The following is a 23,710-nucleotide window of genomic DNA, read 5'->3' on the forward strand; positions in this document are numbered from 1 at the left end:
AAAAAGGCAGTTTTACAACCGCCTTTTAAATGAAGTTAATATTTCTTTCCAAATTTAGCAGCTTCTGCCTTTGCTTCTGGAATTAATTTTTGAATATCTGCAATACGCGTTTTATCGCTCGGGTGTGTGCTTAACAATTCCGGAGTTTTACTACCGCCTTGAGCTGACATTCTTTGCCAGAACGAAATAGCGTTGTCTGGATTATATCCTGCAATTGCCATTAACATTAATCCTAAACGATCTGCTTCTGATTCATCTCCTCTACCGTATGCCAACATTGCTAAGTTTGATCCGGTTCCGTATAATAAACCTAATCCTTGCTGAACTGCCGCCGAACTACCAGATGTTGCTGCACCTAAACCTTGTGCTACACCTGCTTGAATCAAAGCTTTATCCATACGTTTACGGCTGTGACTTAACAAAGCATGTGCAACTTCGTGACCCATAACTGTTGCCAAACCTGCTTCGTCTTTAGTTACAGGCATAATTCCTGTAAAAACGGCGATTTTTCCGCCTGGCATACACCACGCATTGATTTCTTTGCCTTGAATCAACTTATATTCCCATTTATAGCTGGCAATTTGATCTTTAAACCCTTTCGATGTCATCCATTTTACTGCGGCATCTTTAATTTTTGCTCCAACATTCTGCACTTTTGTAGCATCCGCAGTTCCTGTAACAACTTTATTCTCCTTTAAAAAGGTAGTATATTGTTGATAAGCCGCCGGAATTAACTGTTCGTTTTCATTTGTTAAAGCCAATCCTTTCTTTCCCGTTAATGGGTTGGTAGCACACGCCAGCACTAAAGCTGCCACGCTGCATAATACTAATACTTTTTTCATAGCTAAATAATTTAATCTTTAAATTTTTCTAAAATTATAAAATATTCCAAACAATACCTTTTAACTTTGTTTACAAAATTAAAAAATATGGCACAAAAACAAGAAAAAGTTTTAGAAGTTCCACGTTATATTAAAAACACATCGAAGGTTTTACAAACATTAAACAAAAATATGGCAGCTGCGTTTGCCTTAAAATTGTTTGAAACACCTATTAAATACAAAATGCCTAAGCGCGAACAGAAAATGTACGAGGTTTCGCATAAATCGAAATTAACCTTACCTGAAAGCGGTAAAGAGATTGTGGTTTACGAAAATAAATTCGGACCTAAAAAAGTATTGTTGGTTCATGGTTGGAATGGTCGCGGCACACAATTGGTATCTATTGCAAAAGCTTTTAAGGAATTAAATTATACCATAATAAGTTTTGATGCTCCCGGACATGGTAAAAGCACAAAAACCGCAGCGAATATGAAACATTTTATTGAAGCTATTTTTGAATTGGATAAAAAGTACAACGGTTTCGATGTTATGATTGGTCATTCATTAGGTGGTATGAGCGTGATTAACTTTTTAGGTAGAGGTTTGCAAACAGACAAAGCAGTAATTATTGGCAGTGGAAACACCACGAAAGCAATTACCGAAGATTTTTTGGGAACCATTGGAATGAACAAAAAATTAACGCCGATATTAATTAATTTGTTCGAAAGAAAATACAACGACAAAATGACCAATTACGATGTTGCCGATCAAGCTTTAAAAGTAAGCGTTCCCGTTTTAATCATTCATGATAAAAATGATAAAGACGTGCCTTTTACGGCTGCCGAAGCAATTTCAAAAAACCTGCAAAACAACGAATTATTAATAACAACAGGATTAGGACACAGAAAAATTTTAGGAGATGAGAAAGTTATTGAAAAAATCGTACAGTTCGTTACCAGTTAAAATATTTTGGATATTTTTATGTGTACAATTTATAAGCTGTAAAGAGCACAACGCCAATGCACAAACCCAAACAACAAAAACTATGACAGAGAAAGATTGGAAAGAAAAACTAACGCCCGAAGAATATTACATTTTACGCGAAAAAGGAACCGAAAGACCTTTTAGTGGTAAATACAATGATTTTTTTGAAAAAGGATCTTACGTTTGTGCCGCTTGTGGAAACAAACTTTTTAATTCGGATGCAAAATTTGATTCTTCATGCGGTTGGCCATCATTTGATCAGGCTATTGAAGGATCGGTTATTTACACAAAAGACACCACGCACGGAATGGTAAGAACCGAAGTTACCTGTGCAAAATGTGACGGACATTTAGGTCATGTTTTTGATGACGGTCCAAAAGATACTACCGGAGAACGTTACTGCATGAATTCTGTTTCTATAAAATTTGTTCCCGAGAATAATTAATACATCAATTTAATATCTTTTAGATTATAACAGTGTAAATCGTCATTTTCAAGCTGTAAAACCAGCTGACCATGACGATTTACTTCTTTTATAATCCCGTTGAATAATTGTCCGTCTTTACTTTCAAAAGTACTTACTACATCTTTTCTAAATAAATGGTTGTGATAGTAATTCCATTCTTTATCAGCTTTAGCTTCTAAATCATTCAAACTTTCCTTGATATGATCAACTATTACAGTTAATAATTGCAAACGATCTGGCATGATATCATACTTTTTAAAAATAGACGATGCTTGTGGAAATCCATCAAAATTTGTTTGTTCGCAATTAATTCCAATTCCTATTACCGAACTTACACTGCCATTGGCATGAATGTTATTTTCAATTAAAATGCCCGATATCTTCTTGTTGTATGACAAAATGTCGTTAGGCCATTTTACATAAATATTCGTTAAATTTAAAGAAATCAAAGCCTTTAATACAGCATTTGCAACCACAACGTTCAGTGTAAACAGATTATCATCCGTTGTTATTTTTTCTTTCAAATAGACACTAAATGTAAGGTTTTTAGCATCTTCGGTAACCCAAACACTTCCCATTTGTCCTTTTCCCTGCAATTGCACATCGGCCCAAACAACTGTAAAATCAGTTAAATCGGTATCGGCAGCAAGCTTCTTTAAAAAATCGTTTGTAGAAGATGTGGCATTGAGTTTGATTAAATACATTATAAATACTATCTTTAGGACAAAATTAATTTATAAGACAATACAATTTAATAAATTTGCAATAATTAAAGTACAAAATATTTACATGAGCGAAAACAAAAAAAACAATGAGGCTTTATTGGCCTTAATTATTGAAGGAATAGAAAACGTAAAAGGAGAAAATATTACCATTTTAGACTTAAGAGCCATAGAAAATACTGCCTGTGATTATTTTGTGATATGCGACGGAAATTCTAACACACAGGTTAACGCCATTTCAGGAGCAGTTCAACGCACCGTATCAAAAGAGCTTAAAGACAAGCCTTGGCATGTTGAAGGAACCGAACAGGCAAACTGGGTTTTAATGGACTACATTAACATTGTGGTGCATATCTTCCAAAAAGAAACCCGCGAATATTATAACATTGAAGACCTTTGGGGCGATGCTAAAATTACCCAGGTAACTTCAAACCAACCAACACAGTAACCATTTTATGAAAAATCCCGTAAATAATAAGCCCAAGTACAACCCTTGGATGCTTTATGGTGGCATAATATTTATACTCTTTGCTATTTCTCTTACAACAGGAGGTGGCAGTTTTGGAGGAGATACAACCATAGGTCTTTCTAAATTTTACCAGTATTTAGATAATAGTCAGGTAGAAAAGGTTGTTTTTAGCAACTCGTCTGCACAGGTTTTCTTGAATGAAACGGCAAAAAAAACTGCAGAACATCAAAAAGAAAGCAAGCCTACTTTGTTAAGTTCTATGTCAACAGGTCCTGATTATGTGGTAGAAATTGCCAATAAAGATCTATTCGAAGAAAAATTAGTTCAGGCATCAAGTGAAGGAAAGTTAAAAGAATTTACAACCGAAAAGGAAAGCAACTGGGGTAGTATCCTTTTATCATTATTACCAATCATATTAATTCCGGTAGTTTGGATTTTTATGATGAGAAGAATGAGCGGCGGAACCGGTGGCGGTGGCGGTGGTCAGATTTTTTCGATAGGAAAATCAAGAGCCCGTTTATTTGACGAAAAGAATGATAACCGAGTAACTTTTAACGATGTTGCCGGATTGGTTGGTGCAAAAGAAGAAATTCAGGAAATTGTTGAATTTTTAAAGAATCCTGAAAAATATACATCAATTGGTGGTAAAATTCCAAAAGGTGCTTTATTAGTTGGTCCTCCGGGAACAGGTAAAACCTTATTAGCAAAAGCAGTAGCTGGTGAAGCGCAAGTGCCGTTTTTCTCTTTATCAGGTTCAGATTTTGTTGAAATGTTTGTAGGTGTTGGTGCATCTCGTGTTCGTGATTTGTTTAAACAAGCAAAAGAAAAATCGCCTGCCATTATTTTTATCGATGAGATCGATGCAATTGGTAGAGCTCGTGGGAAATCGAATTTTTCAGGATCGAACGATGAACGTGAAAATACACTGAACCAATTACTTACCGAAATGGATGGTTTTGGTACAAACACAAACGTTATTGTTTTGGCAGCAACAAACCGCGCCGAAATTCTGGATAAAGCCTTAATGCGTGCCGGACGTTTTGACAGACAAATTTATGTAGATCTGCCAGACGTTAACGAACGTAAAGAGATATTTGTAGTTCACCTAAAGAAAATTAAAAAAGTAGACAACTTGGACATTGATTTTCTTGCAAGACAAACACCAGGATTTTCGGGTGCAGATATTGCCAACGTTTGTAACGAAGCTGCTTTAACTGCTGCACGTAAAGGTAAAACCGAAGTTGATAAACAAGATTTTTTAGATGCTGTTGACCGTATTGTTGGCGGATTAGAAAAGAAAAACAAAATTATTACACCAGAAGAAAAATATGCAATTGCGATACACGAAGCTGGTCATGCAACCGTTTCTTGGTTAACAGAACACGCTGCGCCGCTGGTTAAAGTAACTATTGTTCCTCGTGGTATGAGTTTAGGTGCCGCTTGGTATCTGCCAGAAGAACGTCAAATTGTGCGTACAGAGCAAATGCTAGACGAAATGTGCGCAACAATGGGCGGTAGAGCTGCAGAGAAAGTTATTTTCGATAAAATTTCAACCGGTGCTTTAAGCGATCTTGAAAAAGTGAACAAACAAGCACGTGCAATGGTTACCATTTACGGTTTGAATGATTCGTTAGGAAACATAACCTTTTACGATTCATCGGGTCAAAGCGAATACAATTTCTCAAAACCTTATTCAGAAGAAACTGCGAAATTAATCGATAAAGAAATTTCAGGTTTAATTGAAGGCCAGTACCAAAGAGCAATTACTTTATTGACAGAAAATAAAGATAAATTAATTCAACTGGCTGACTTACTTTGTGAAAAAGAAGTTATATTTAGAGAAGATTTAGAAGATATTTTTGGAAAACGTGCCTTTAATAACAAAAATGTTATTGATGTTACAACTGAAAACGAGTCTGAAGTTATTTAAAACGAACACTTTAGCATACAGCACAAAAACTTGGTTTAACCTACTGTTAAACCAAGTTTTTTTTTATCTTTGAATATATATAATGCCAATTTATATTTAAAATTGCCAATGAACATATTTAAAAAATTTTTAAGCAGTTTTTCTTCACCTCGTCAAGATAATAATGATGAGGAAAGCAAGTATCTGCCTGAAAAAGAAACACCTGTCGACGAACAGTTTACACATAACTTTAAGGTAAACGGCGGCAAGTTTTTATATTGTGAAAATGAAGAGGAATTAGATGAGAACTTTATAAGCATTTTACAGGAAAACGATTGGTTTGAAACTGAAGCTTTAACGTTTGAAAAAGGACTTCAACACTTTTTATCTGATAATAAACTAAATTATAAAAATCCGAGTAATCCTATATTTTTATTAACAAGCTGCGAAAGTTTAATTGCACAAGACGGATCTATACTGTTTTCGTCAAAGCAACTGTTTCATTACAAACCAAACGAATTGCCAAAAAATATTATTGTTGTAGCAAAAGCAAGCCAGATTACGCGTTCAAAAAGCGATGGTTTGCGTAATATAAAAATAAGGTATGCCAACGAAATACCTACAAACATTACAACAATGCAGCATTTTAAAGAAAGTAAAAACGACGATTTTTTACAATACGGCATTCAGGCTAAAAACTTTTACCTGCTGTTATTAGAAGATTTTTAAACTATGAGTGAAGTTGTAAAGCGTACCCTGTCGGGAATTTTATACATTGCACTATTAGTTGGTGCAATTTTATTTTCAAAAGATACATTCCTTTCTCTTTTTGCGTTCTTTTTTATTGTGGCAGTTTATGAATTTTGTCAGCTTTATCATATTAATAAAATATTGGGTTATATTTGGTCGATCATTTTGGCATCTTCTTTTATTTTTGTAGATAATCTGCCAATTAACAGCATTTATCTAATTGTTCTGCCATTTAGTATCTTTCTAATTATTGATCTTTTACAGAACAAAGCATCCTCAAAACCAACAAATTTTCAAAAATATCTGCATTTAACAGGTTATGTGGTGCTACCGTTTTTAATTATTACACAATTACCTTATTCAAATCAAAGCTACACTCCCCTGCTGTTATTAAGTATTTTTATAATGATATGGTGTAACGACACTTTTGCTTATATTTGTGGCAAGCTTTTGGGAAAACACAAGCTTTACGAAAAAATATCACCAAAAAAGACTATCGAAGGTTTTATAGGCGGATTAATTTTCACACAGATTGCCGCATTTATCATCTTTAAATATACAGATATACAGGCATCGCTGCCGTTTTGGATGTTAATTGGTTTAGGGATAAGTGTTATTGGAACCATTGGTGATCTGGTTGAATCCAAGTACAAACGCCAAGCTGGCATTAAAGACAGCGGATCAATCATGCCCGGACACGGCGGTATTTTAGACCGGTTAGACAGTATTTTGTTTGCTGCACCGTTTTTATTTTTAATTTATAAAATTGTTATATAATGTTTCATAAAGAAGGCGCTAAAATTATTTTATTCTCACTTTTAATTGCAGTTTCAATTATATTGGGGGTTGAATATTTAATTTCAATTCCTTGGGTGGTAAAAGTGGTACAGATAGTTACTTTATTATTTTTGGTAATTGTACTTCAGTTTTTTAGAAATCCAAAAAGAACATTAGACGATATTGCCGATCATTTAATATTGGCTCCTGTTGATGGAAAAGTAGTTGTAATTGAAGAGGTTTACGAACCTGAATATTTTAAAGACAAACGTTTAATGGTATCCATTTTTATGTCGCCAATAAATGTTCACGTAACTCGTTACGCTTTAAACGGAATGGTAAAATATAGTAAATATCATCCGGGAAAATATTTGGTAGCTTGGCATCCAAAAGCAAGCGAAGAAAACGAACGTACTACGGTTGTTATAGACAATCCTGTTTATGGCGAAGTAATGTACAGACAAATTGCCGGTGCATTGGCTAAACGAATTGTAAATTACGCTAAAGTGGGTCACAGAGTTAATCAGGGTGAAGACGCCGGATTTATTAAATTTGGTTCACGTGTTGATTTGTATCTTCCGCTTGGAACCAACGTAAATGTGGTGCTTAACCAAAAGGCTCGCGGAAACAAAACGGTAATCGCCAATAAATAAATGACACAAACCGATCTGTTATTTAAAGAAGCTTTCGAAAAAGCATCTTCCACCCCTATTGTTTTACCGCCCGATGTGCGTTTGCGTTTATATGCCTATTACAAACAGGCAACTTTAGATTACACGCATAATTTTGTTTATCATGAAGTTGATCTAATTCGTGGATTTAAATTCAATGCATGGAAACAAGTAGCACATTTAACACAAGAAGAAGCCAAAATTTTGTATATTGAACTTGTAAACTCATTAAAGCTATAAATTGTATGAAAAAAAACATTTTATTACTAACTGCAGTTACTTCTTTTTTACTGTTCAGTTGTAAAAATAAAGAAGAAATGACCGAAGTGCAAGTGCCAAGCGCAACTGCAAAAGATTCGATACCTGCAAAAGGCGACCCAAAATCGGTTGTTGCAAACCAAGGAGCTTTTCAAATGAAAGGTTTAAATTATGGTTACAACGATTTAGAACCATATATGGACGGACAAACGGTTGAAACGCATTATGGCAAACACCATTTAGGCTATTGCAACAAATTGAACGATGCAGTTAAAGGAACACCTTTAGAAACAATGTCTATTGAAGAGATTTTAAAAGGGATGGATCTTAAAAACAGCGCATTAAGAAACAATGCTGGCGGATACTACAACCACAACATTTTCTGGGAAATTTTAGGACCAAAAGCAGGTGGACGCCCAACAGGAAAAGTAGCCGAATTGATCAATAAAGATTTTGGAAGTTTCGATCAGTTTAAAACACAATTCAGCGATGCCGCTAAAGGAGTATTTGGATCTGGTTGGGTTTGGTTGGTTTATCAGAATGATGGTACGTTGAAAATTACCACATCGATCAATCAAGATAATCCGTTAATGCCAAATGCTGAAGTTAAAGGATATCCTTTAATGAATATTGATGTTTGGGAACATGCTTATTACTTAAAGTATAAAAACGAACGACCTAAATATATTGAAAACTTCTGGCAGTTAGTAGACTGGAGTAAAGTTGAATACAGATTGTCGTTAATCAAATAAAACAAAAAAGAGATTCTTAATGAATCTCTTTTTTTATTAAAAACATTGTGGATTTCCTGAAATGAATAGTTGTAAACTCGATGGAGATAAATACGGAATATCTAAATCCAAGCCTCTTACAATCAATAAACATCCTGTAAAGAATAGAAATATTGGAACAGCTTTTTGCAATTTGTTTTTAAAGTTTCTGTTTACCCAATTTCCCATCCAAACTAAAAGCGTTAGTAAAGGAATTGTTCCTAAACCGTACCAAAACATAAACAAACCACCATATAAACTACCTTGCGTTGCGGTTGCACCAAACAATGCCATATAAATCATGGCACATGGTAGTAACCCATTCAACATTCCCATAACAACGAACGATGCAAGTGTTTTTTTGCGGATGTATGTGCCAAAGCTATTTTTAAACTTTAAATACCATTTTGAATTGGAACTTAAAACAACGTTTTGAAGTCTTTTTTCTTTAAAAAACAAAACTCCGATTATTAAAAGAACTCCCAATATAATGGAAACATTTTGCTGTAAACCTGCAATAAACAAGCCTTTGCCTAATGTTCCGAAAATGATTCCCAATAAAACGTAAACGCTTATTCTGCCTAAATGATACAGTAAAATAGTTGCTGTTTTCTTTGTTGTGTTAAATTGATGCACGGGTAACGCCAAAGCAATTGGTCCGCACATTGCTACACAGTGCATGCTTCCAAATAACCCCAACAACAATGGTATAATCATTATAAAACCAAGGTTTGCTGTTTTAAATAAGCGGTGTTATGGTGTGTAAAATCAAGTGTAATATCCCAACGACCATCTACCAAGCGAGATTTAGGTATAAGCATGTGATTTGAAGACAATTCCAAAGGAATTGTTTGATCAAAAGCCTGATTAGATGGTCTGTATAGGGATACTGTTCCTTTTATATCGGCAGCATTAAAATCTTCAGGAAAATAAATATCGATACCTTTTTCCGAAATTTCAAAACGCAATTTTTTATCTAATTCATTTGCGTTTTCCTGCTTTAATCTGTTTCCGTTAATTTCTGTTTCTTTCTGATAATATTGCTCTGTTACCAGTTCATTATCATAGCATGCATCTAATTGCACACGAATTACATACTGCAGTATAAATACCATAAATGCTATGATACCTATCACGATTCCTGTTCCCCAATTAAATTTCATTTGTTCTAGTTTTAGTTTTTCTTTCTTTTCTTTCTAATTAAAACTTCGCGGTCCTAAAAAGTTGGTTTTTGTGTGATTTATCAATTCATCGTTATTATAAATTTCTAACTGAACTTCGGTTTTATCACTTTTTAATAATGCCTGCGGAATCTCGATAAACAATGTTCCCTGCACTACTTCTTCTTTTGGAATTTTGATCGATTTTTTACCAACCAATTCCAATTTTCCTTGCGGATGTATCAGTTTAATAGATACATTATCGTAATCTCGAGCTGTTTTGTTGACAATTTTATAGGTGTAAACATTACTTATGTTTTCGCCTTTATGTTCGAACAACTGCCCTGGCAAACGCAATACCTTCGCTTCAACTTCGCTTCGTAAGAACAACAATCCGGTTAAAATTCCCACCAATATTAACAATACGGCAGAATAACCTTTCATACGAGCTGTGAATACGAATTTTTCTTTTTTGGCGATTTCATCTTCTGATGCATATCTGATCAAACCTTTTGGCAGATTTACAGATTCCATCATGAAATCACAAGCATCGATACAAGCAGTACAGTTTACACATTCTAACTGCGTACCGTTACGGATATCGATTCCCGTTGGACAAACCTGCACGCATTGCGAACAATCGATACAATCACCGACTCCTTTTTCTGATCTGTCTTCGTTTTTTCTGAATTTGGCTCTGCCTTTTTCTGCTTCACCACGCTTGTAATCATAAGCAACAACCAGTGATTTTTCATCAAGTAAAACACCTTGTAATCTACCATAAGGACATGCGATGATACAAACCTGTTCGCGAAACCATGCAAAGACAAAATAGAAAACAGCTGTGAATATTACCAAGGAAATCAATGTTGATACATTAGTAAATGGTCCGTTTTTGATCATTCCCAAAACCTGATCAGATCCTATTAAATATGCCAGAAAAACGTTTGCGATTATAAACGATACAATAAAAAAGATGAACCATTTTAAACCTTTCTTTCTTATTTTCTCGGCATTCCACTTTTGTTTGTCTAATTGTATCTGTGCACCTCTGTCTCCTTCGATCCAATATTCGATCCTTCTAAAAACCATTTCCAAAAAGATTGTCTGCGGACAGATCCATCCGCAAAAAATCCTTCCAAAAACAACCGTAAAAAGTGCCACAAAAACCACAACGATAATAATTGCAATTACCACTATGTAAAAATCTTGTGGCCAGAACGTAAAACTGAATATTGAAAATTTGCGTTCTAAAACATTAAATAAAAACAGCTGGTTACCGTTAATTTTTATAAATGGCGATGCCAAAAGTATAACCAGCAGTAAATAACTTATTATTTTGCGCAGATCGTAAAATTTACCTGACGGCTTTTTGGGATATACCCAAATTCTTTTTCCTTCTTCGTCAACAGTACCTAATCTGTCTCTAAAGCTGTTATTTTCATCATTAATCATTACCTACTTAATTTAAATTAGTTTTAAAATAACCACAGCCCTTGATTGTGAAGAGCTGTGGAAGAAAAATAAAACTAAAACTCTCCAAATGATTATGGAAATTACTATGCGTCTGGTGCACTTGCTTGCGGTGCTACCAAACTATCGTTTTTAACGGGTGCCGCTCCTGCCGATGCTGCAACCTTATCGCCTTCTGGTGCTTTACCATCGGCTGGGTTTTTACCTTGTAACGATAAAATATAACTTGCTACTTTTTGAATATCGCTTGGTTTAATTTGCTGTTTCCAAGCAACCATTCCTTTACCGTCACGACCACCTTCCATAATGGTATTGAAAATTTCTTTTACATCGCCACCTAAAATCCAATATTCATCAGTTAAATTTGGTCCGATACCACCACCACCATCGGCACGGTGACACGCCACACAGTTTGCATCGAAAATAGCTTTTCCGGCACTAATATCTCCAGCATCAGTCAATAAAACCACTTTGTCTGCTGTAAGTAAATCGGGAGCCGTTTTCTTGTACTCTTCGATTTCTTTCTGGGCGATCATCATGTCTTTTTCAAGTTCTTGAATCTGATTATCGCCTCCGAACAAATGGTACTTACCAATGTAAATCACTCCAAAAATTACGGTTGCGTAAAAAAGATACACCCACCATGGCGGTAAATCGTTATCTAATTCTTTAATACCGTCGTAATCATGTTCTAACTCAATTTCTTTTTCATTTTCTAAACCATGAGTTTTGGTTAGTTTTTGCAGAAGATTTTTAACAAACGGCAATTGCGAAATTGGTGTATTATCTAATGCTTCTTTCTGTGCGCGTTCTTCCGGCGTCATAAGTTGATTGATGATGTTATTTGATGCACTTGCTACAATTTCGAGTGCAATAATCACCAATAAAATCAATCCTAAAAGCAACATAACAGACGGATAGGCTATCATGGCAGGTTTGTCGCCCGAGTCTATGAAATATTCCAAAAGACCGTAACAGGTAAAGAATATTAGCGGAACGCGGACATATACAGGGAAAAATCTTTTCATAACTATAAATTCATATTGGTTTGACCTTCGTTTTCGTCGGCATTTTGCAACGGCAACTTACTTAATTCGTTCAATGAACTTTTTTTGTAGGTAAACACCCAGATAATTAAGACCGTGAAGAACAAAAAGAAGATAAGCAAGGCGATAATAGGATAAATTTCAATTCCAGAAATGGTATCCATATTGTGTTTTATAAACTTCAACATAACCTTTATTTTTTATCTTTAACCTTAATATCAGTTCCCAAACGCTGTAAATACGCAATTAAAGCAGTGATTTCTCTTTCGCTCATCGGAACAAATTTTTCTCCGTTTGCTTCGGCAGCTTTTTTACTTGCTTCGTACGATTTTACAAAATCAGGATCGCTCTTTAAGTTTTCTTCTATTTTTTGCGACTGAATTTGGATCGATTTTTTAGCATTCGCAATTTCTTCATCTGTGTAAGGAACTCCCAATTTTTGCATTACGCGCATTTTGTTTTCTACTTCAGAAAGATTCATCGCTTCGTTATCAAACAACCATTTGTAGCCCGGCATGATTGATCCTGGTGAGGTACTTTGTGGATCGTACATGTGATTGAAATGCCAGTTGTCTGAATATTTGGCTCCTAAACGGTGTAAATCGGGTCCGGTACGTTTTGATCCCCATAAAAACGGATAATCATACACATATTCTCCGGATTTTGAATATTCGCCGTAACGTTCTACTTCACTTCTGAATGGTCGGACCATTTGCGAGTGACAGTTTACACAGCCTTCACGAATATAAAGATCACGACCTTCTAACTCTAACGGTGTATATGGTTTTACGCTTGATATGGTTTGTATGTTAGAATCTACTACCAATGTTGGTACAATCTGAATAATTCCACCTATAAGAATAGCTATTGTTGCTAAAATGGTTAATTGAATTGGTTTACGTTCTAACCATGCGTGGAATCTTTCACCGCGAACACGTTTTGGAGAAATCTGTGACAATGCTGGAGCTTCTGCCAATTCGTCTTCTACTTTAGGTGCAGCAGTCATTGTTCTGTAAATATTGTAAACAAGAACCAGAATACCAATTAAATAAAGCGATCCACCTACAGCACGCATGGCGTACATTGGCATAATAGCCGTTACGGTTTCTAAAAAGTTACCATATTTTAATGTTCCGTCTGGGTTAAACTGTTTCCACATCATGTGCTGGCTGAAACCTGCTACATATAAAGGAATAGTATAAAGTATAATACCTAAAGTACCGATCCAGAAATGGAAGTTTGCCAGTTTTTTAGAATATAATTCTGTTTTTGCAATTCTTGGCAGTAACCAATACATAATTGCAAATGCCATAAATCCGTTCCAAGCCAATGCACCAACGTGCACGTGCGCTACGATCCAATCGGTGTAATGGGCAATTGCGTTTACGTTTTTCAAAGAAAGCATTGGTCCTTCAAAAGTAGCCATACCATAACCGGTAATTGCCACCACGAAGAATTTTAATACAGGCTCTGTTCTAACTTTATCCCAAGCACCACGAAGTGTTAACAATCCGTTGATCATACCACCCCAAGACGGTGCAATAAGCATTACAGAAAATACTACTCCTAAATTTTGTGCCCATTCTGGAAGTGCCGTGTACAACAAGTGGTGTGGACCTGCCCAGATATATAAAAAGATTAACGACCAAAAGTGAATGATTGACAAGCGATACGAATAAACCGGACGATTGGCAATTTTTGGTAAAAAGTAATACATTAATCCTAAAAACGGTGTTGTTAAGAAAAATGCTACTGCATTATGACCGTACCACCATTGCACCAAAGCATCTTGCACTCCTGCGTAAACCGAATACGATTTCCACATGTTCACAGGTAGTTCAATATTATTAAAAATGTGTAAAACAGCTACCGTAACAAACGTTGCAAGGTAAAACCAGATAGCAACATACAGGTGGCGTTCTCTACGTTTAATAATGGTCATAATCATGTTAATACCAAAAACAACCCAAACAAGCGTAATCGCAATATCAATTGGCCATTCTAATTCGGCATATTCTTTAGACGATGTATAACCTAAAGGCAGTGTAATAGCTGCTGCCACAATAATAAGCTGCCATCCCCAGAAGTTGATGTTACTTAAAAGATCGCTGTACATTCTGGCTTTTAGCAAACGTTGCAATGAATAATAAACGCCCGCAAAAATGGTATTACCAACAAATGCAAAAATAACCGCATTGGTGTGTAAAGGACGGAGCCTACCGAAACTTAACCACGGAATATTGTCTGTGATGTTCGGAAATATAAACATAATTGCTAAAAGCAACCCTACAAGCATACCTACAACTCCAAAAAGTATCGCGGCATACAGGAACTTCTTAACAATTTTGTTATCGTAATAAAATTGTTGCACTTCCATAAATAATAATTAATTTGATTGTTTTTGTTTTTTTCCTTTTTTTTCTTTGATCTCATCGTCGAACAGCATTCTCACCGACGGTGTATACTGATCATCGAATTGGCCGCTTTTAACTGATTTTATGAAGAGGGTCAGAAAAACGGCTGCTACAAATATGCTAATGCATATTAAAATGTAAATTACGCCCATACCTTAAATCTTTGTACAAAACTATAATTGGCAGATTAAATAAAATATGATAAATGTCAGTTTGCAGTTTTAATTTTAAGATTTATTTATTAATCTAGATTAAGTTCTTAATAGCAACATCTTACTAAATTTGAAACTTATTAGGTCTTTATTTTTAATATTTTCGAAAGACACCGGCTTTTCAGTTGGTGTCTTTTTTATTTGGATATATTTTTTTGACACTTCTCTCCTACTCAATCATATTTTTTTCATTCTAATTTTTAAATAGAAAACAAAACAGTTTTCATCAATTTAAATCAAGCGTAAAAAAATATTCTGAATTAAATCAATTATAAAGAATATAAATCATTAAACTGTTTCTTTTAAACTATATATTTAGATTATTTTTCTAACAAAACACTTGTTTTTAGAAAATATATAATTACATTTGCTACGTTAAAAAATAACAATGACAACAACTAACCTTTATAAAATGGACATGTTTATGATGATGCGTAAAGCGTCGCAATAAACTATACCTTAAACCCAATTTGTTTAATCCTTTAGGTATAGCCCTGAAGGATTTTTTTATGGAATTTATCATGATCAAAAAAATAATACCAAAACAGTTTACCCATCATTTTGCCGATAAAGATTGCGAAATCAGTTATCAGTGGATTTGTACTAGTAATGAACCGAAACCAACGCTTGTTATTCTTCATGCGTTAACAGGAAACAGCACGGTTACTGGCGAAAATGGTTGGTGGAAAGAATTGATTGGAGCATCAAAAGTGATTGATACCACGAAATACAACATTCTGTCAATCGATACTTTAGGAAACGGATACACTACCAATACGCACGAAAAGATTCATTCAATAGAAAAAATAAGCGTTAACGATATTGCAAAAATCAATTTGTGGTTATTGAACGGTTTAGAGTTGAAAAAAGATATTTCAATTATCGGTGGAAGTTTAGGCGGATCAATTGCTTGGGAAATGTGGAAAGAAAATCCTGATTTGTTTGATAAGTTGATAAGTATTGGCGCGAATCCGTTTGAAAATCATTGGATTAGAGCAATTACTTTTTTACAGAACGATCTTTTACAGAACGATAATGGATACGAAAAAGCACGAATGTGGTCGATGCTTTTTTACAGAAATGCTTTAGGAATCAATGATAAATTTAAAAACAACAATCAAACAATAGAAAATTGGTTGATGTATCACGGAGATTCCTTAAAAAAACGCTTTTCTAAAAAATCGTATCAAATTATGAATCATTTGTTAGGATCCATAGGAAAAGGATCTGATAAAGATCAATATCTGAAAGCATCTCAAAAAAGCAACACGAAAATTATTGTCGTTAGTATTTCATCGGACTGGTTGTTTCATCCGCAACATCAGACAGAATGGGCAAATGACCTATCAAAAACATACAAAAACGTAACGCATCACTCATTAGAATCAACACACGGACACGATGCCTTTTTAATAGAATTTAAAAAATTAGAAGAAATATTAGCACCTTATTTATGAGCAAAGTATTAAAATTCGGAGGAAAATCACTGGCAAGTCTGCATACAAACAAAAACTTGCTAAATATCATAGCCAATTATTTAGAAACATCATCGTTAATCATCGTTGTTTCTGCCATTGGCAACACAACCGATTTGTTATTGGAATTACTTGAAAAAGCAAAAGCAAACAAACCTTATGCAGATCATTTACAAGAACTTAAAGCATTAAATTTTTATCCACAAATAAATACCGAAGAGCATTTTAAGTTGATAGAAAACATTTTGCAAGGCGTTTCATTAATTCAAGATTACAGCCCAAAAGTGCAGGATTTACTGTTGGCTCAAGGCGAATTAATCAGTTCAAAAGTAGTCACGCAATTACTTTTAAATCACGGTTTAAAGGCAACTTTTGTGAACAGCACACAATTAATTAAAACCGATGCTTATTTTACCGCAGCAAATGTAAATGAAACATTGACCGAGTTAGCTGTTCAAACAGAATTTGAAAAATTAGCTGACAAAAAATTGATTGTTTTAGGCGGATTTATTGGCAGTACCGCAGAAAATGAAGTTACTACTTTAGGCAGAAACGGCAGTAATTTAACGGCTGCTTTAATTGCAAATTACACACAAGCTGAAGAATTTTTAAACTTTACACATGTTGATGGTATTTACACGGCAAATCCGGAATGGGTTGCTTCTGCTAAACGAATTGAACATTTAAATTACAGCGAAGCGAATGAATTGGCGACTTTCGGAGCATCTATTCTGCATGCAAAAACTATTGTTCCGTTGATTGAAAAGAAAATTCCTTTACGAATATTGAATACCTTAAACCCTGAAAGCACTGGAACATTAATTTCTGCCGAACCAACACCAAACGGAGTTAAGTCGTTAACGGTTCTTCAAAATGTTGCCTTGATAAATTTTCATGGTAAAGGTTTGTTTGGAAAAGTGGGTGTCGATGCTCGAATTTTTAATGCGTTGGCAAAAAACAACATCAGCGTAAGTGTTATTTCTCAAGGTTCATCTGAACGCGGATTAGGATTTGTCGTAAATGATTCAGAAGCAGCTTCGGCAAAAGAAATTTTAGAATACGAATTTCAACAGGATTTTTACACGAAAGATGTCGAAAACATCAGCATTAACAACAATATCGCCGTAGTTTCAATCATTGGGCAAGATTTAAAATCGTTTCACAAACCTTACAGTGCCTTGGTAAAAAACGGCATTGTTCCTATCCTTTTCAACAATTCGGTTTCGGGAAAAAACATTAGTTTGGTGATCGAAAAAGCACAATTTAAAAAAGCATTGCACGTAATTCATGGTCAAATTTTCGGAGTAAATAAAACGGTAAATATTGCCATTGTTGGTAAAGGAACTGTGGGCAGTGTGTTGATTGATCAAATTATTGCATCGAAAAATCAGATTGCCGAACGTAAAAATATCGATTTAAACATTTTTGCAATTGCCAACTCGCATTCGGTTTACTTCAGCACAAACGGTTTCAATACAGATTGGCAAGATCAATTCCAAACACCGCAAACAAATTCGCTGTCTTCTATTATTGAATATGCAAAAGAACATCATTTAGAAAATTTAATTTTAATTGATAACACCGCTGCAGAATCCCTTCCAAATCGTTATAATGATTTTATTAATAATGGATTTGATATTGTTTCATCGAACAAAATTGCAAATACTCTTTCGTTTGAATTTTATAAAAATTTGCGTGAGAATTTAAAGAAAAATCAGAAACAATATTTATACGAAACCAATGTTGGTGCGGGGTTACCTTTAATTGATAATATAAAATTATTGCATTTATCGGGCGAAAATATTACCAAAATAAAAGGTGTTTTTTCGGGAACGTTGAGTTACATTTTTAATCTTTTTTCGGTAGAAAACAAGCCGTTTTCTGAAGTTTTAAGAGCAGCGATTGAAAAAGGATTTACCGAACCTGATCCTCGTGATGATCTATCGGGAACCGATGTTGCCCGTAAATTGTTGATTCTTGCACGCGAGCTAGATTTAGAAAATGAACTACAAGATATATCTATTCAAAATTTGATCCCTTCTGAATTTCAATCATTAACCGTTCAAGAATTTTTAGCACAATTAAGCGGTTTAAATAATCATTACGATGATTTAAAACAGCAGCTAAAATCGAATGAAGTTTTACGTTACGTTGGCGAATTATCGGGTGATTTACAACAACAAAAAGGCGTTTTAGAAACCAAATTGATAAAAGTAGATAAAAATTCTGCTTTGGGGCAATTATCTGGATCTGACAGTATTTTCGAGATTTACACAGAATCTTACGGCGACAGACCAATCATTATTCAAGGAGCCGGAGCCGGAGCACATGTTACGGCACGAGGAGTTTTTGGAGATATTTTACGTTTAGCAGAAAAAAAATAGTCATGAAAAAAGAAACATTAGCAATAAGAAATCAAACCGAACGCACGCAATATTTAGAACATAGCACACCGTTATTTTTAACATCGAGCTTTGTATTTGAAGATGCAGAAGACATTCGTGCATCGTTCGCAGAAGAAAAAGACCGAAACATTTATTCGCGCTTTAGCAACCCGAATGTATCAGAATTTATAGAAAAAATGGTATTGCTGGAAAATGCCGAAGACGGTGTTGGCTTTGCAACCGGAATGGCAGCGGTTTACAATACGTTGGTAACCTTTTTAAACAGTGGCGATCACATTGTTTCGGCAAGCAGCGTTTTTGGTTCAACACACACGTTGTTTACCAAATATCTCCCAAAATGGAATATTGAAACTACGTATTTCAACATCAGCGAACCTGAAACTATTGAATCTAAAATACAGTCGAACACCAAAATATTGTTTGTTGAAACACCTACAAATCCTGGAGTTGAAATAATTGATCTGGAATTTTTGGGCGATTTGGCAAAAAAACACAATCTTTTATTAATTGTTGATAATACGTTTGCAACGCCAATCATTCAGAACCCGATTGATTTCGGTGCGCATTTGGTTATTCATTCGGCTACAAAATTAATAGATGGACAAGGAAGAGCATTAGGTGGTGTAACCGTTGGATCAAAAGAACTGATCCGCGAAATTTATCTATTTTCTCGCAACACAGGTCCGTCATTAGCGCCTTTCAACGCATGGATTTTCTCTAAAAGTTTGGAAACATTGTCAATAAGAGTAGAAAAACATAGTGAAAACGCACTGAAAGTAGCTCAGTTTTTAGAAAGTCATCCCGCTGTTTCCAGTGTAAAATATCCTTTTTTACCATCGCATCCACAATACCAAATCGCTAAAAAACAAATGAAATTGGGTGGAAACATTATCGCTTTTGAATTAAACGGAGGAAAAGATCCAGGCAAAAAGTTTATCGATTCTATAAAACTGTTTTCCATTTCGGCAAACTTGGGCGATACACGAACAATTGTCACGCATCCGGCAACCTCAACACACAGTAAATTAAACGCAACCGAACTTGCCGAAGCCAATTTAACCGAAGGCTTGATACGCATTTCGGTTGGTTTAGAACATATCGACGATATTATTACCGAACTAAATACCGCCTTTTTATAATGAAAACGCTCTGTAAAAAAACGTCTATTTCAGAAATAATAAAGCACCGAACTTTAGTGCTCGATGGCGCTATGGGAACCATGTTGCAGGCGTATCAGTTTACCGAAGAAGATTTTCGAGGCACGCAGTTTCAAAATTTTCAGCATCCGTTAAAAGGCAATAACGATTTACTGTCGATCACGCAACCCGAAGCGGTTAAAGAAGTTCACAGAAAATATTTGCAGGCAGGTGCCGATATTCTGGAAACCAACACGTTTTCATCAACAACCATTGGTATGGCAGATTATTATCTGGAAGATTATGTGTACCAGTTGAACTATCAGTCAGCAAAAATTGCCCGAGAAGTTTGTGACGAGTTTGATATTATTACGCCAGACAAACCGCGTTTTGTTGCAGGATCAATCGGTCCTACGAATCGTACGGCATCTATGTCGCCCGATGTGAACAATCCCGGTTATCGCGCCATTACGTTCGAAGATTTACGTGTGGCTTATAAACAGCAGGTTGAAGCGCTAATTGATGGTGGTTGCGATTTGCTTTTGGTTGAAACTATTTTTGATACTTTGAATGCAAAAGCGGCTTTATTTGCTATTGAAGAAGTAAAAATCGAACGAAATATCGATATTCCAATCATGGTTTCCGGAACGATTACCGATGCTTCAGGCAGAACGTTATCAGGACAAACAGTTGATTCTTTTTTAATTTCGATTTCGCACATTCCGTTATTAAGTATCGGTTTCAATTGTGCTTTGGGAGCCGAACAGTTAAAACCTTATTTAAAGCAGTTGGCACAACATACATCGGTAAATATTTCGGCGCATCCAAATGCCGGTTTGCCGAATGCTTTTGGCGAATACGATCAGTCACCCGAAGAAATGCAACATTTAATCGCCGATTTTTTAAAGGAAGATCTGGTACAGATTATTGGTGGTTGTTGTGGAACAAATCCTGATCACATTCGTTTAATTGCCGATGCCGTTACGCAGTACAACGCTCTAAAAAATAATGTTAAAATCGATGAAGTAAAACCTCAACCGATTTTAACGCTTTCTGGTTTAGAACCGCTTTTTGTTACAAAAGAATCGAATTTTATTAATATCGGTGAACGTACCAACGTAACCGGTTCACGAAAATTCCTTCGATTGATTAAAGAAGAAAAGTTTGACGAAGCTTTAGATATTGCCCGAGTACAAGTTGAAAACGGTGCACAGATCATCGACATCAACATGGATGAAGGCATGTTAGACGGCAAAGAAGCAATGGTTAATTTTTTAAACTTAATTGCTTCAGAACCTGATATTGCCCGAGTTCCAATAATGATCGACAGTTCAAAATGGGAAATCATTGAAGCTGGCTTGCAAACCATTCAAGGTAAAGGTATCGTAAATTCCATCAGTTTAAAAGAAGGCGAAGAGCTTTTTATTCACCACGCAAATTTAGTTAAACGTTACGGAGCCGCAGTTGTGGTAATGGCGTTTGATGAAGCTGGTCAGGCAGATACCTATCAAAGGCGAATCGATATATGTAAAAGATCGTATGACATTCTGGTTCATCAAGTTGGTTTTCCTCCGCAAGACATTATTTTTGATCCGAATATATTTCCCGTCGCTACAGGAATGGAAGAGCACAACAACAACGCATTGGATTTCTTTCGGGCAACAAAATGGATTCGTGAAAACCTGCCGTATGCAAATGTTTCGGGCGGTGTAAGTAATGTTTCGTTTTCTTTTAGAGGAAATGATCGTGTACGTGAAGCAATGCATGCAGCATTTTTGTATCACGCGGTTCAACATGGTATGAATATGGGAATTGTAAATCCGGAATTATTGGAAATCTACGATGAAGTAAACCCGGATTTGTTGGTTTTTGTTGAAGATGTGCTTTTAAATCGAAAAAGTGATGCGACTGAACGATTACTTGATTTTGCCGAACATTTAAAAGGCGAAACCAAATTTAAAGAGGAAAAGGTTTTAGAATGGCGATCGCACGCTTTACAAGAACGTATTACACATGCTTTGGTTAAAGGCGTTGAAGAATTTATTACTACCGATGTAGAAGAAGCTAGACAAACTGTTGATCGACCTATTCAGGTGATTGAACAACATTTAATGAACGGAATGAACATTGTAGGCGATTTGTTCGGATCGGGAAAAATGTTTTTGCCGCAGGTTGTAAAATCGGCTCGTGTAATGAAAAAAGCGGTGGCTTATCTGCTGCCTTTTATCGAAGAGGAAAAACTGAAAAACGGAGTAACAAATAATTCATCGGCTGGTAAAGTTTTAATGGCGACTGTTCGTGGCGATGTACACGATATTGGTAAAAATATTGTTGCGGTGGTTTTGGCTTGTAACAATTTCGAAATTATAGATTTAGGTGTAATGGTTCCGCCCGAAAAAATTATTGAAACCGCCATTAGAGAACAGGTCGATGTAATTGGTTTAAGCGGATTAATCACTCCGTCATTAGATGAAATGGTTTATTTGGCTAAAGAATTAGAAAAAATTGGCGTTAAAATTCCGGTAATGATTGGTGGTGCCACAACATCTCGAGCTCACACTGCCGTAAAAATTGCGCCTGAGTATACGCAGACTGTTGTTCATGTAAATGATGCATCGCGCGCTGTAACAGTGATTAACAATTTATTACAGCCCGATAAAAACAAAATTTATAAAGAAGACATTCGTGCCGAATATGAAAAATTACGTTATGATTTTTTACATCGTGCGCGAGATAAAAAATATTTGTCGATTGCCGATGCCCGTAAGAATAAATACAAAATAGATTGGGATTCGCAACATATTACCAAACCTAATTTTCTTGGTAAAAAGCAAGTCAGTGTAGAATTATCGGAATTGGTTTCATATATAGATTGGACTCCGTTTTTTAGATCTTGGCAGTTGTTTGGTAAATATCCTGATATTTTTAACGACGATATTGTAGGCGAACAATCAACTATTTTGTTTGCAGAAGCACAGGAAATGTTGACAAAGATTGTTTCAGAAAAATGGTTTGAAGCTAAAGGAATCATCGGAATTTACAAAGCCAATCAAGTAAACGATGATGATGTTGAATTGGTCGATGAAAATGATAAAACCATCGCAACTTTGCTAACTCTTCGTCAGCAGGCGCATAAATCAGGCAGTGTACCAAATATTGCCTTGGCAGATTTTATTGCACCAAAATCATCAGGGATAAACGATTATGTTGGTTTGTTCTGTGTAAGTACCGGTTTTGGCGTTGAAGAAAAAGCCAAAGATTATGAAAACGCTCAAGACGATTATAATTCTATCATGGTTAAAGCATTGGGCGATCGTTTGGCAGAGGCTTTTGCGGAATATCTCCATGAGAAAGTCCGTAAGGAAATTTGGGGATATTCGGTTTCGGAACAATTAACCAATGACGATTTAATTAAAGAATCGTATGAAGGTATTCGTCCGGCGCCGGGTTATCCGGCGTGTCCCGATCATTTGGAGAAAAACACCATTTGGGATGTTTTAAATGTTGCCGATGAAATTGGCGTAACATTAACCGAAAGTTTAGCAATGTGGCCGGCATCGTCTGTTTCGGGATATTATTTTGGTAATAAAGAAGCGAAATATTTTGGCGTGGGAAAAATTAAAAACGATCAGGTGGAAGATTATGCCCGCAGACGAAATATCAGTTTTGAGGAAGCTGCCAAATGGCTCGGACCAAATATAAATGAATAACAAATTTAAGCACTAATAACCATTTGCGTTAGGGATTGAAGTGAAAAGCCTTTTGTGAAGAATGAACAAAAGCTTGTAGCAA

The 23,710-nt window shown here is 35.4% G+C and carries 22 protein-coding genes; 13 read left to right on the top strand and 9 right to left on the bottom strand.

Annotated elements, in window-relative coordinates; all coding sequences use genetic code 11:
* Window positions 1-35: 35 nt before the first annotated feature.
* Window positions 36-842, bottom strand: a complete 807-nt coding sequence (locus F0460_RS05235) for a M48 family metallopeptidase (protein ID WP_150010980.1) — start codon at window positions 840-842, stop codon at window positions 36-38.
* Between the two features lie 87 nt (window positions 843-929).
* On the opposite strand from F0460_RS05235, the gene F0460_RS05240 reads away from it, so the two are divergent.
* Window positions 930-1,784 (top strand): alpha/beta hydrolase, encoded by an 855-nt coding sequence (locus F0460_RS05240; protein WP_150010982.1) that lies wholly within the window; start codon window positions 930-932, stop codon window positions 1,782-1,784.
* An 82-nt stretch (window positions 1,785-1,866) separates the two neighbouring features.
* On the top strand, window positions 1,867-2,250 hold the full coding sequence (gene msrB, locus F0460_RS05245; protein WP_223810778.1) for a peptide-methionine (R)-S-oxide reductase MsrB: 384 nt from the start codon (window positions 1,867-1,869) through the stop codon (window positions 2,248-2,250).
* Here msrB and F0460_RS05250 read toward each other — a convergent pair.
* On the bottom strand, window positions 2,247-2,975 hold the full coding sequence (locus F0460_RS05250) for a biotin--[acetyl-CoA-carboxylase] ligase (RefSeq protein ID WP_150010986.1): 729 nt from the start codon (window positions 2,973-2,975) through the stop codon (window positions 2,247-2,249). The two genes, msrB and F0460_RS05250, sit on opposite strands and share 4 nt — an antisense overlap.
* A gap of 85 nt (window positions 2,976-3,060) precedes the next feature.
* Between F0460_RS05250 and rsfS the strand changes: the two genes are divergently transcribed.
* The 7 genes from rsfS (at window position 3,061) to F0460_RS05285 (ending at window position 8,579) form a co-directional block, all read left to right on the top strand.
* On the top strand, window positions 3,061-3,441 hold the full coding sequence (gene rsfS, locus F0460_RS05255; protein WP_091520163.1) for a ribosome silencing factor: 381 nt from the start codon (window positions 3,061-3,063) through the stop codon (window positions 3,439-3,441).
* Window positions 3,442-3,448: 7 nt separating this feature from the next.
* Window positions 3,449-5,392, top strand: coding sequence for an ATP-dependent zinc metalloprotease FtsH (gene ftsH / locus F0460_RS05260; protein ID WP_150010988.1), 1,944 nt, complete (start codon window positions 3,449-3,451; stop codon window positions 5,390-5,392).
* Window positions 5,393-5,500: 108 nt separating this feature from the next.
* Window positions 5,501-6,100: an LUD domain-containing protein gene (locus F0460_RS05265; protein WP_150010990.1), complete on the top strand. Its 600-nt coding sequence runs from the start codon at window positions 5,501-5,503 to the stop codon at window positions 6,098-6,100.
* Between the two features lie 3 nt (window positions 6,101-6,103).
* On the top strand, window positions 6,104-6,898 hold the full coding sequence (locus tag F0460_RS05270) for a phosphatidate cytidylyltransferase (protein WP_150010992.1): 795 nt from the start codon (window positions 6,104-6,106) through the stop codon (window positions 6,896-6,898).
* Window positions 6,898-7,551, top strand: a complete 654-nt coding sequence (locus F0460_RS05275; RefSeq protein WP_150010994.1) for a phosphatidylserine decarboxylase family protein — start codon at window positions 6,898-6,900, stop codon at window positions 7,549-7,551. Before F0460_RS05270 ends, F0460_RS05275 begins: the two co-directional genes overlap by 1 nt.
* Entirely contained in the window at window positions 7,552-7,809 is a 258-nt protein-coding gene (locus F0460_RS05280; protein ID WP_150010996.1) for an acyl-CoA-binding protein, read from the top strand.
* 5 nt (window positions 7,810-7,814) lie between these two features.
* Complete coding sequence (locus F0460_RS05285) at window positions 7,815-8,579, top strand: superoxide dismutase (protein ID WP_150010998.1); 765 nt, start codon at window positions 7,815-7,817, stop codon at window positions 8,577-8,579.
* A gap of 36 nt (window positions 8,580-8,615) precedes the next feature.
* On the opposite strand, the gene F0460_RS05290 is transcribed toward F0460_RS05285, so the two are convergent.
* From F0460_RS05290 to ccoS, 7 genes are all read right to left on the bottom strand, one after another.
* Window positions 8,616-9,314: a sulfite exporter TauE/SafE family protein gene (locus F0460_RS05290; protein ID WP_223810769.1), complete on the bottom strand. Its 699-nt coding sequence runs from the start codon at window positions 9,312-9,314 to the stop codon at window positions 8,616-8,618.
* The gene (locus F0460_RS05295) at window positions 9,314-9,760 is read right to left on the bottom strand and encodes a FixH family protein (RefSeq protein WP_150011002.1); all 447 of its coding nucleotides are present in this window, start codon (window positions 9,758-9,760) and stop codon (window positions 9,314-9,316) included. Before F0460_RS05295 ends, F0460_RS05290 begins: the two co-directional genes overlap by 1 nt.
* Window positions 9,761-9,793: 33 nt before the next feature.
* The gene (gene ccoG, locus F0460_RS05300) at window positions 9,794-11,212 is read right to left on the bottom strand and encodes a cytochrome c oxidase accessory protein CcoG (protein ID WP_150011004.1); all 1,419 of its coding nucleotides are present in this window, start codon (window positions 11,210-11,212) and stop codon (window positions 9,794-9,796) included.
* A gap of 104 nt (window positions 11,213-11,316) precedes the next feature.
* Entirely contained in the window at window positions 11,317-12,258 is a 942-nt protein-coding gene (locus F0460_RS05305) for a cbb3-type cytochrome c oxidase N-terminal domain-containing protein (RefSeq protein WP_150011006.1), read from the bottom strand.
* Window positions 12,259-12,260: 2 nt separating this feature from the next.
* A complete protein-coding gene (locus tag F0460_RS05310) occupies window positions 12,261-12,464 on the bottom strand; it encodes a CcoQ/FixQ family Cbb3-type cytochrome c oxidase assembly chaperone (RefSeq protein WP_150011008.1) in 204 nt (67 codons plus the stop codon).
* A gap of 5 nt (window positions 12,465-12,469) precedes the next feature.
* Complete coding sequence (ccoN, locus tag F0460_RS05315; protein ID WP_150011010.1) at window positions 12,470-14,653, bottom strand: cytochrome-c oxidase, cbb3-type subunit I; 2,184 nt, start codon at window positions 14,651-14,653, stop codon at window positions 12,470-12,472.
* 9 nt (window positions 14,654-14,662) lie between these two features.
* Window positions 14,663-14,842, bottom strand: a complete 180-nt coding sequence (gene ccoS / locus F0460_RS05320) for a cbb3-type cytochrome oxidase assembly protein CcoS (protein WP_091520213.1) — start codon at window positions 14,840-14,842, stop codon at window positions 14,663-14,665.
* Between the two features lie 569 nt (window positions 14,843-15,411).
* Here ccoS and F0460_RS05325 point away from each other — a divergent pair.
* From F0460_RS05325 to metH, 4 genes are read left to right on the top strand one after another with little or no spacing between them, the layout of a single operon-like run.
* Entirely contained in the window at window positions 15,412-16,359 is a 948-nt protein-coding gene (locus F0460_RS05325; RefSeq protein WP_150011012.1) for an alpha/beta fold hydrolase, read from the top strand.
* Window positions 16,356-18,761 (top strand): bifunctional aspartate kinase/homoserine dehydrogenase I, encoded by a 2,406-nt coding sequence (gene thrA, locus F0460_RS05330; RefSeq protein WP_150011014.1) that lies wholly within the window; start codon window positions 16,356-16,358, stop codon window positions 18,759-18,761. The genes F0460_RS05325 and thrA overlap by 4 nt, the downstream gene beginning before the upstream one ends.
* A 2-nt stretch (window positions 18,762-18,763) precedes the next feature.
* On the top strand, window positions 18,764-19,921 hold the full coding sequence (locus tag F0460_RS05335; RefSeq protein ID WP_150011016.1) for a trans-sulfuration enzyme family protein: 1,158 nt from the start codon (window positions 18,764-18,766) through the stop codon (window positions 19,919-19,921).
* Entirely contained in the window at window positions 19,921-23,628 is a 3,708-nt protein-coding gene (metH, locus tag F0460_RS05340; RefSeq protein ID WP_150011017.1) for a methionine synthase, read from the top strand. The genes F0460_RS05335 and metH overlap by 1 nt, the downstream gene beginning before the upstream one ends.
* Window positions 23,629-23,710 lie beyond the last annotated feature (82 nt).

The sequence above is a fragment of the Paenimyroides baculatum genome (assembly GCF_008629655.1).
Taxonomy (GTDB): Bacteria; Bacteroidota; Bacteroidia; order Flavobacteriales; family Flavobacteriaceae; genus Flavobacterium; species Flavobacterium baculatum.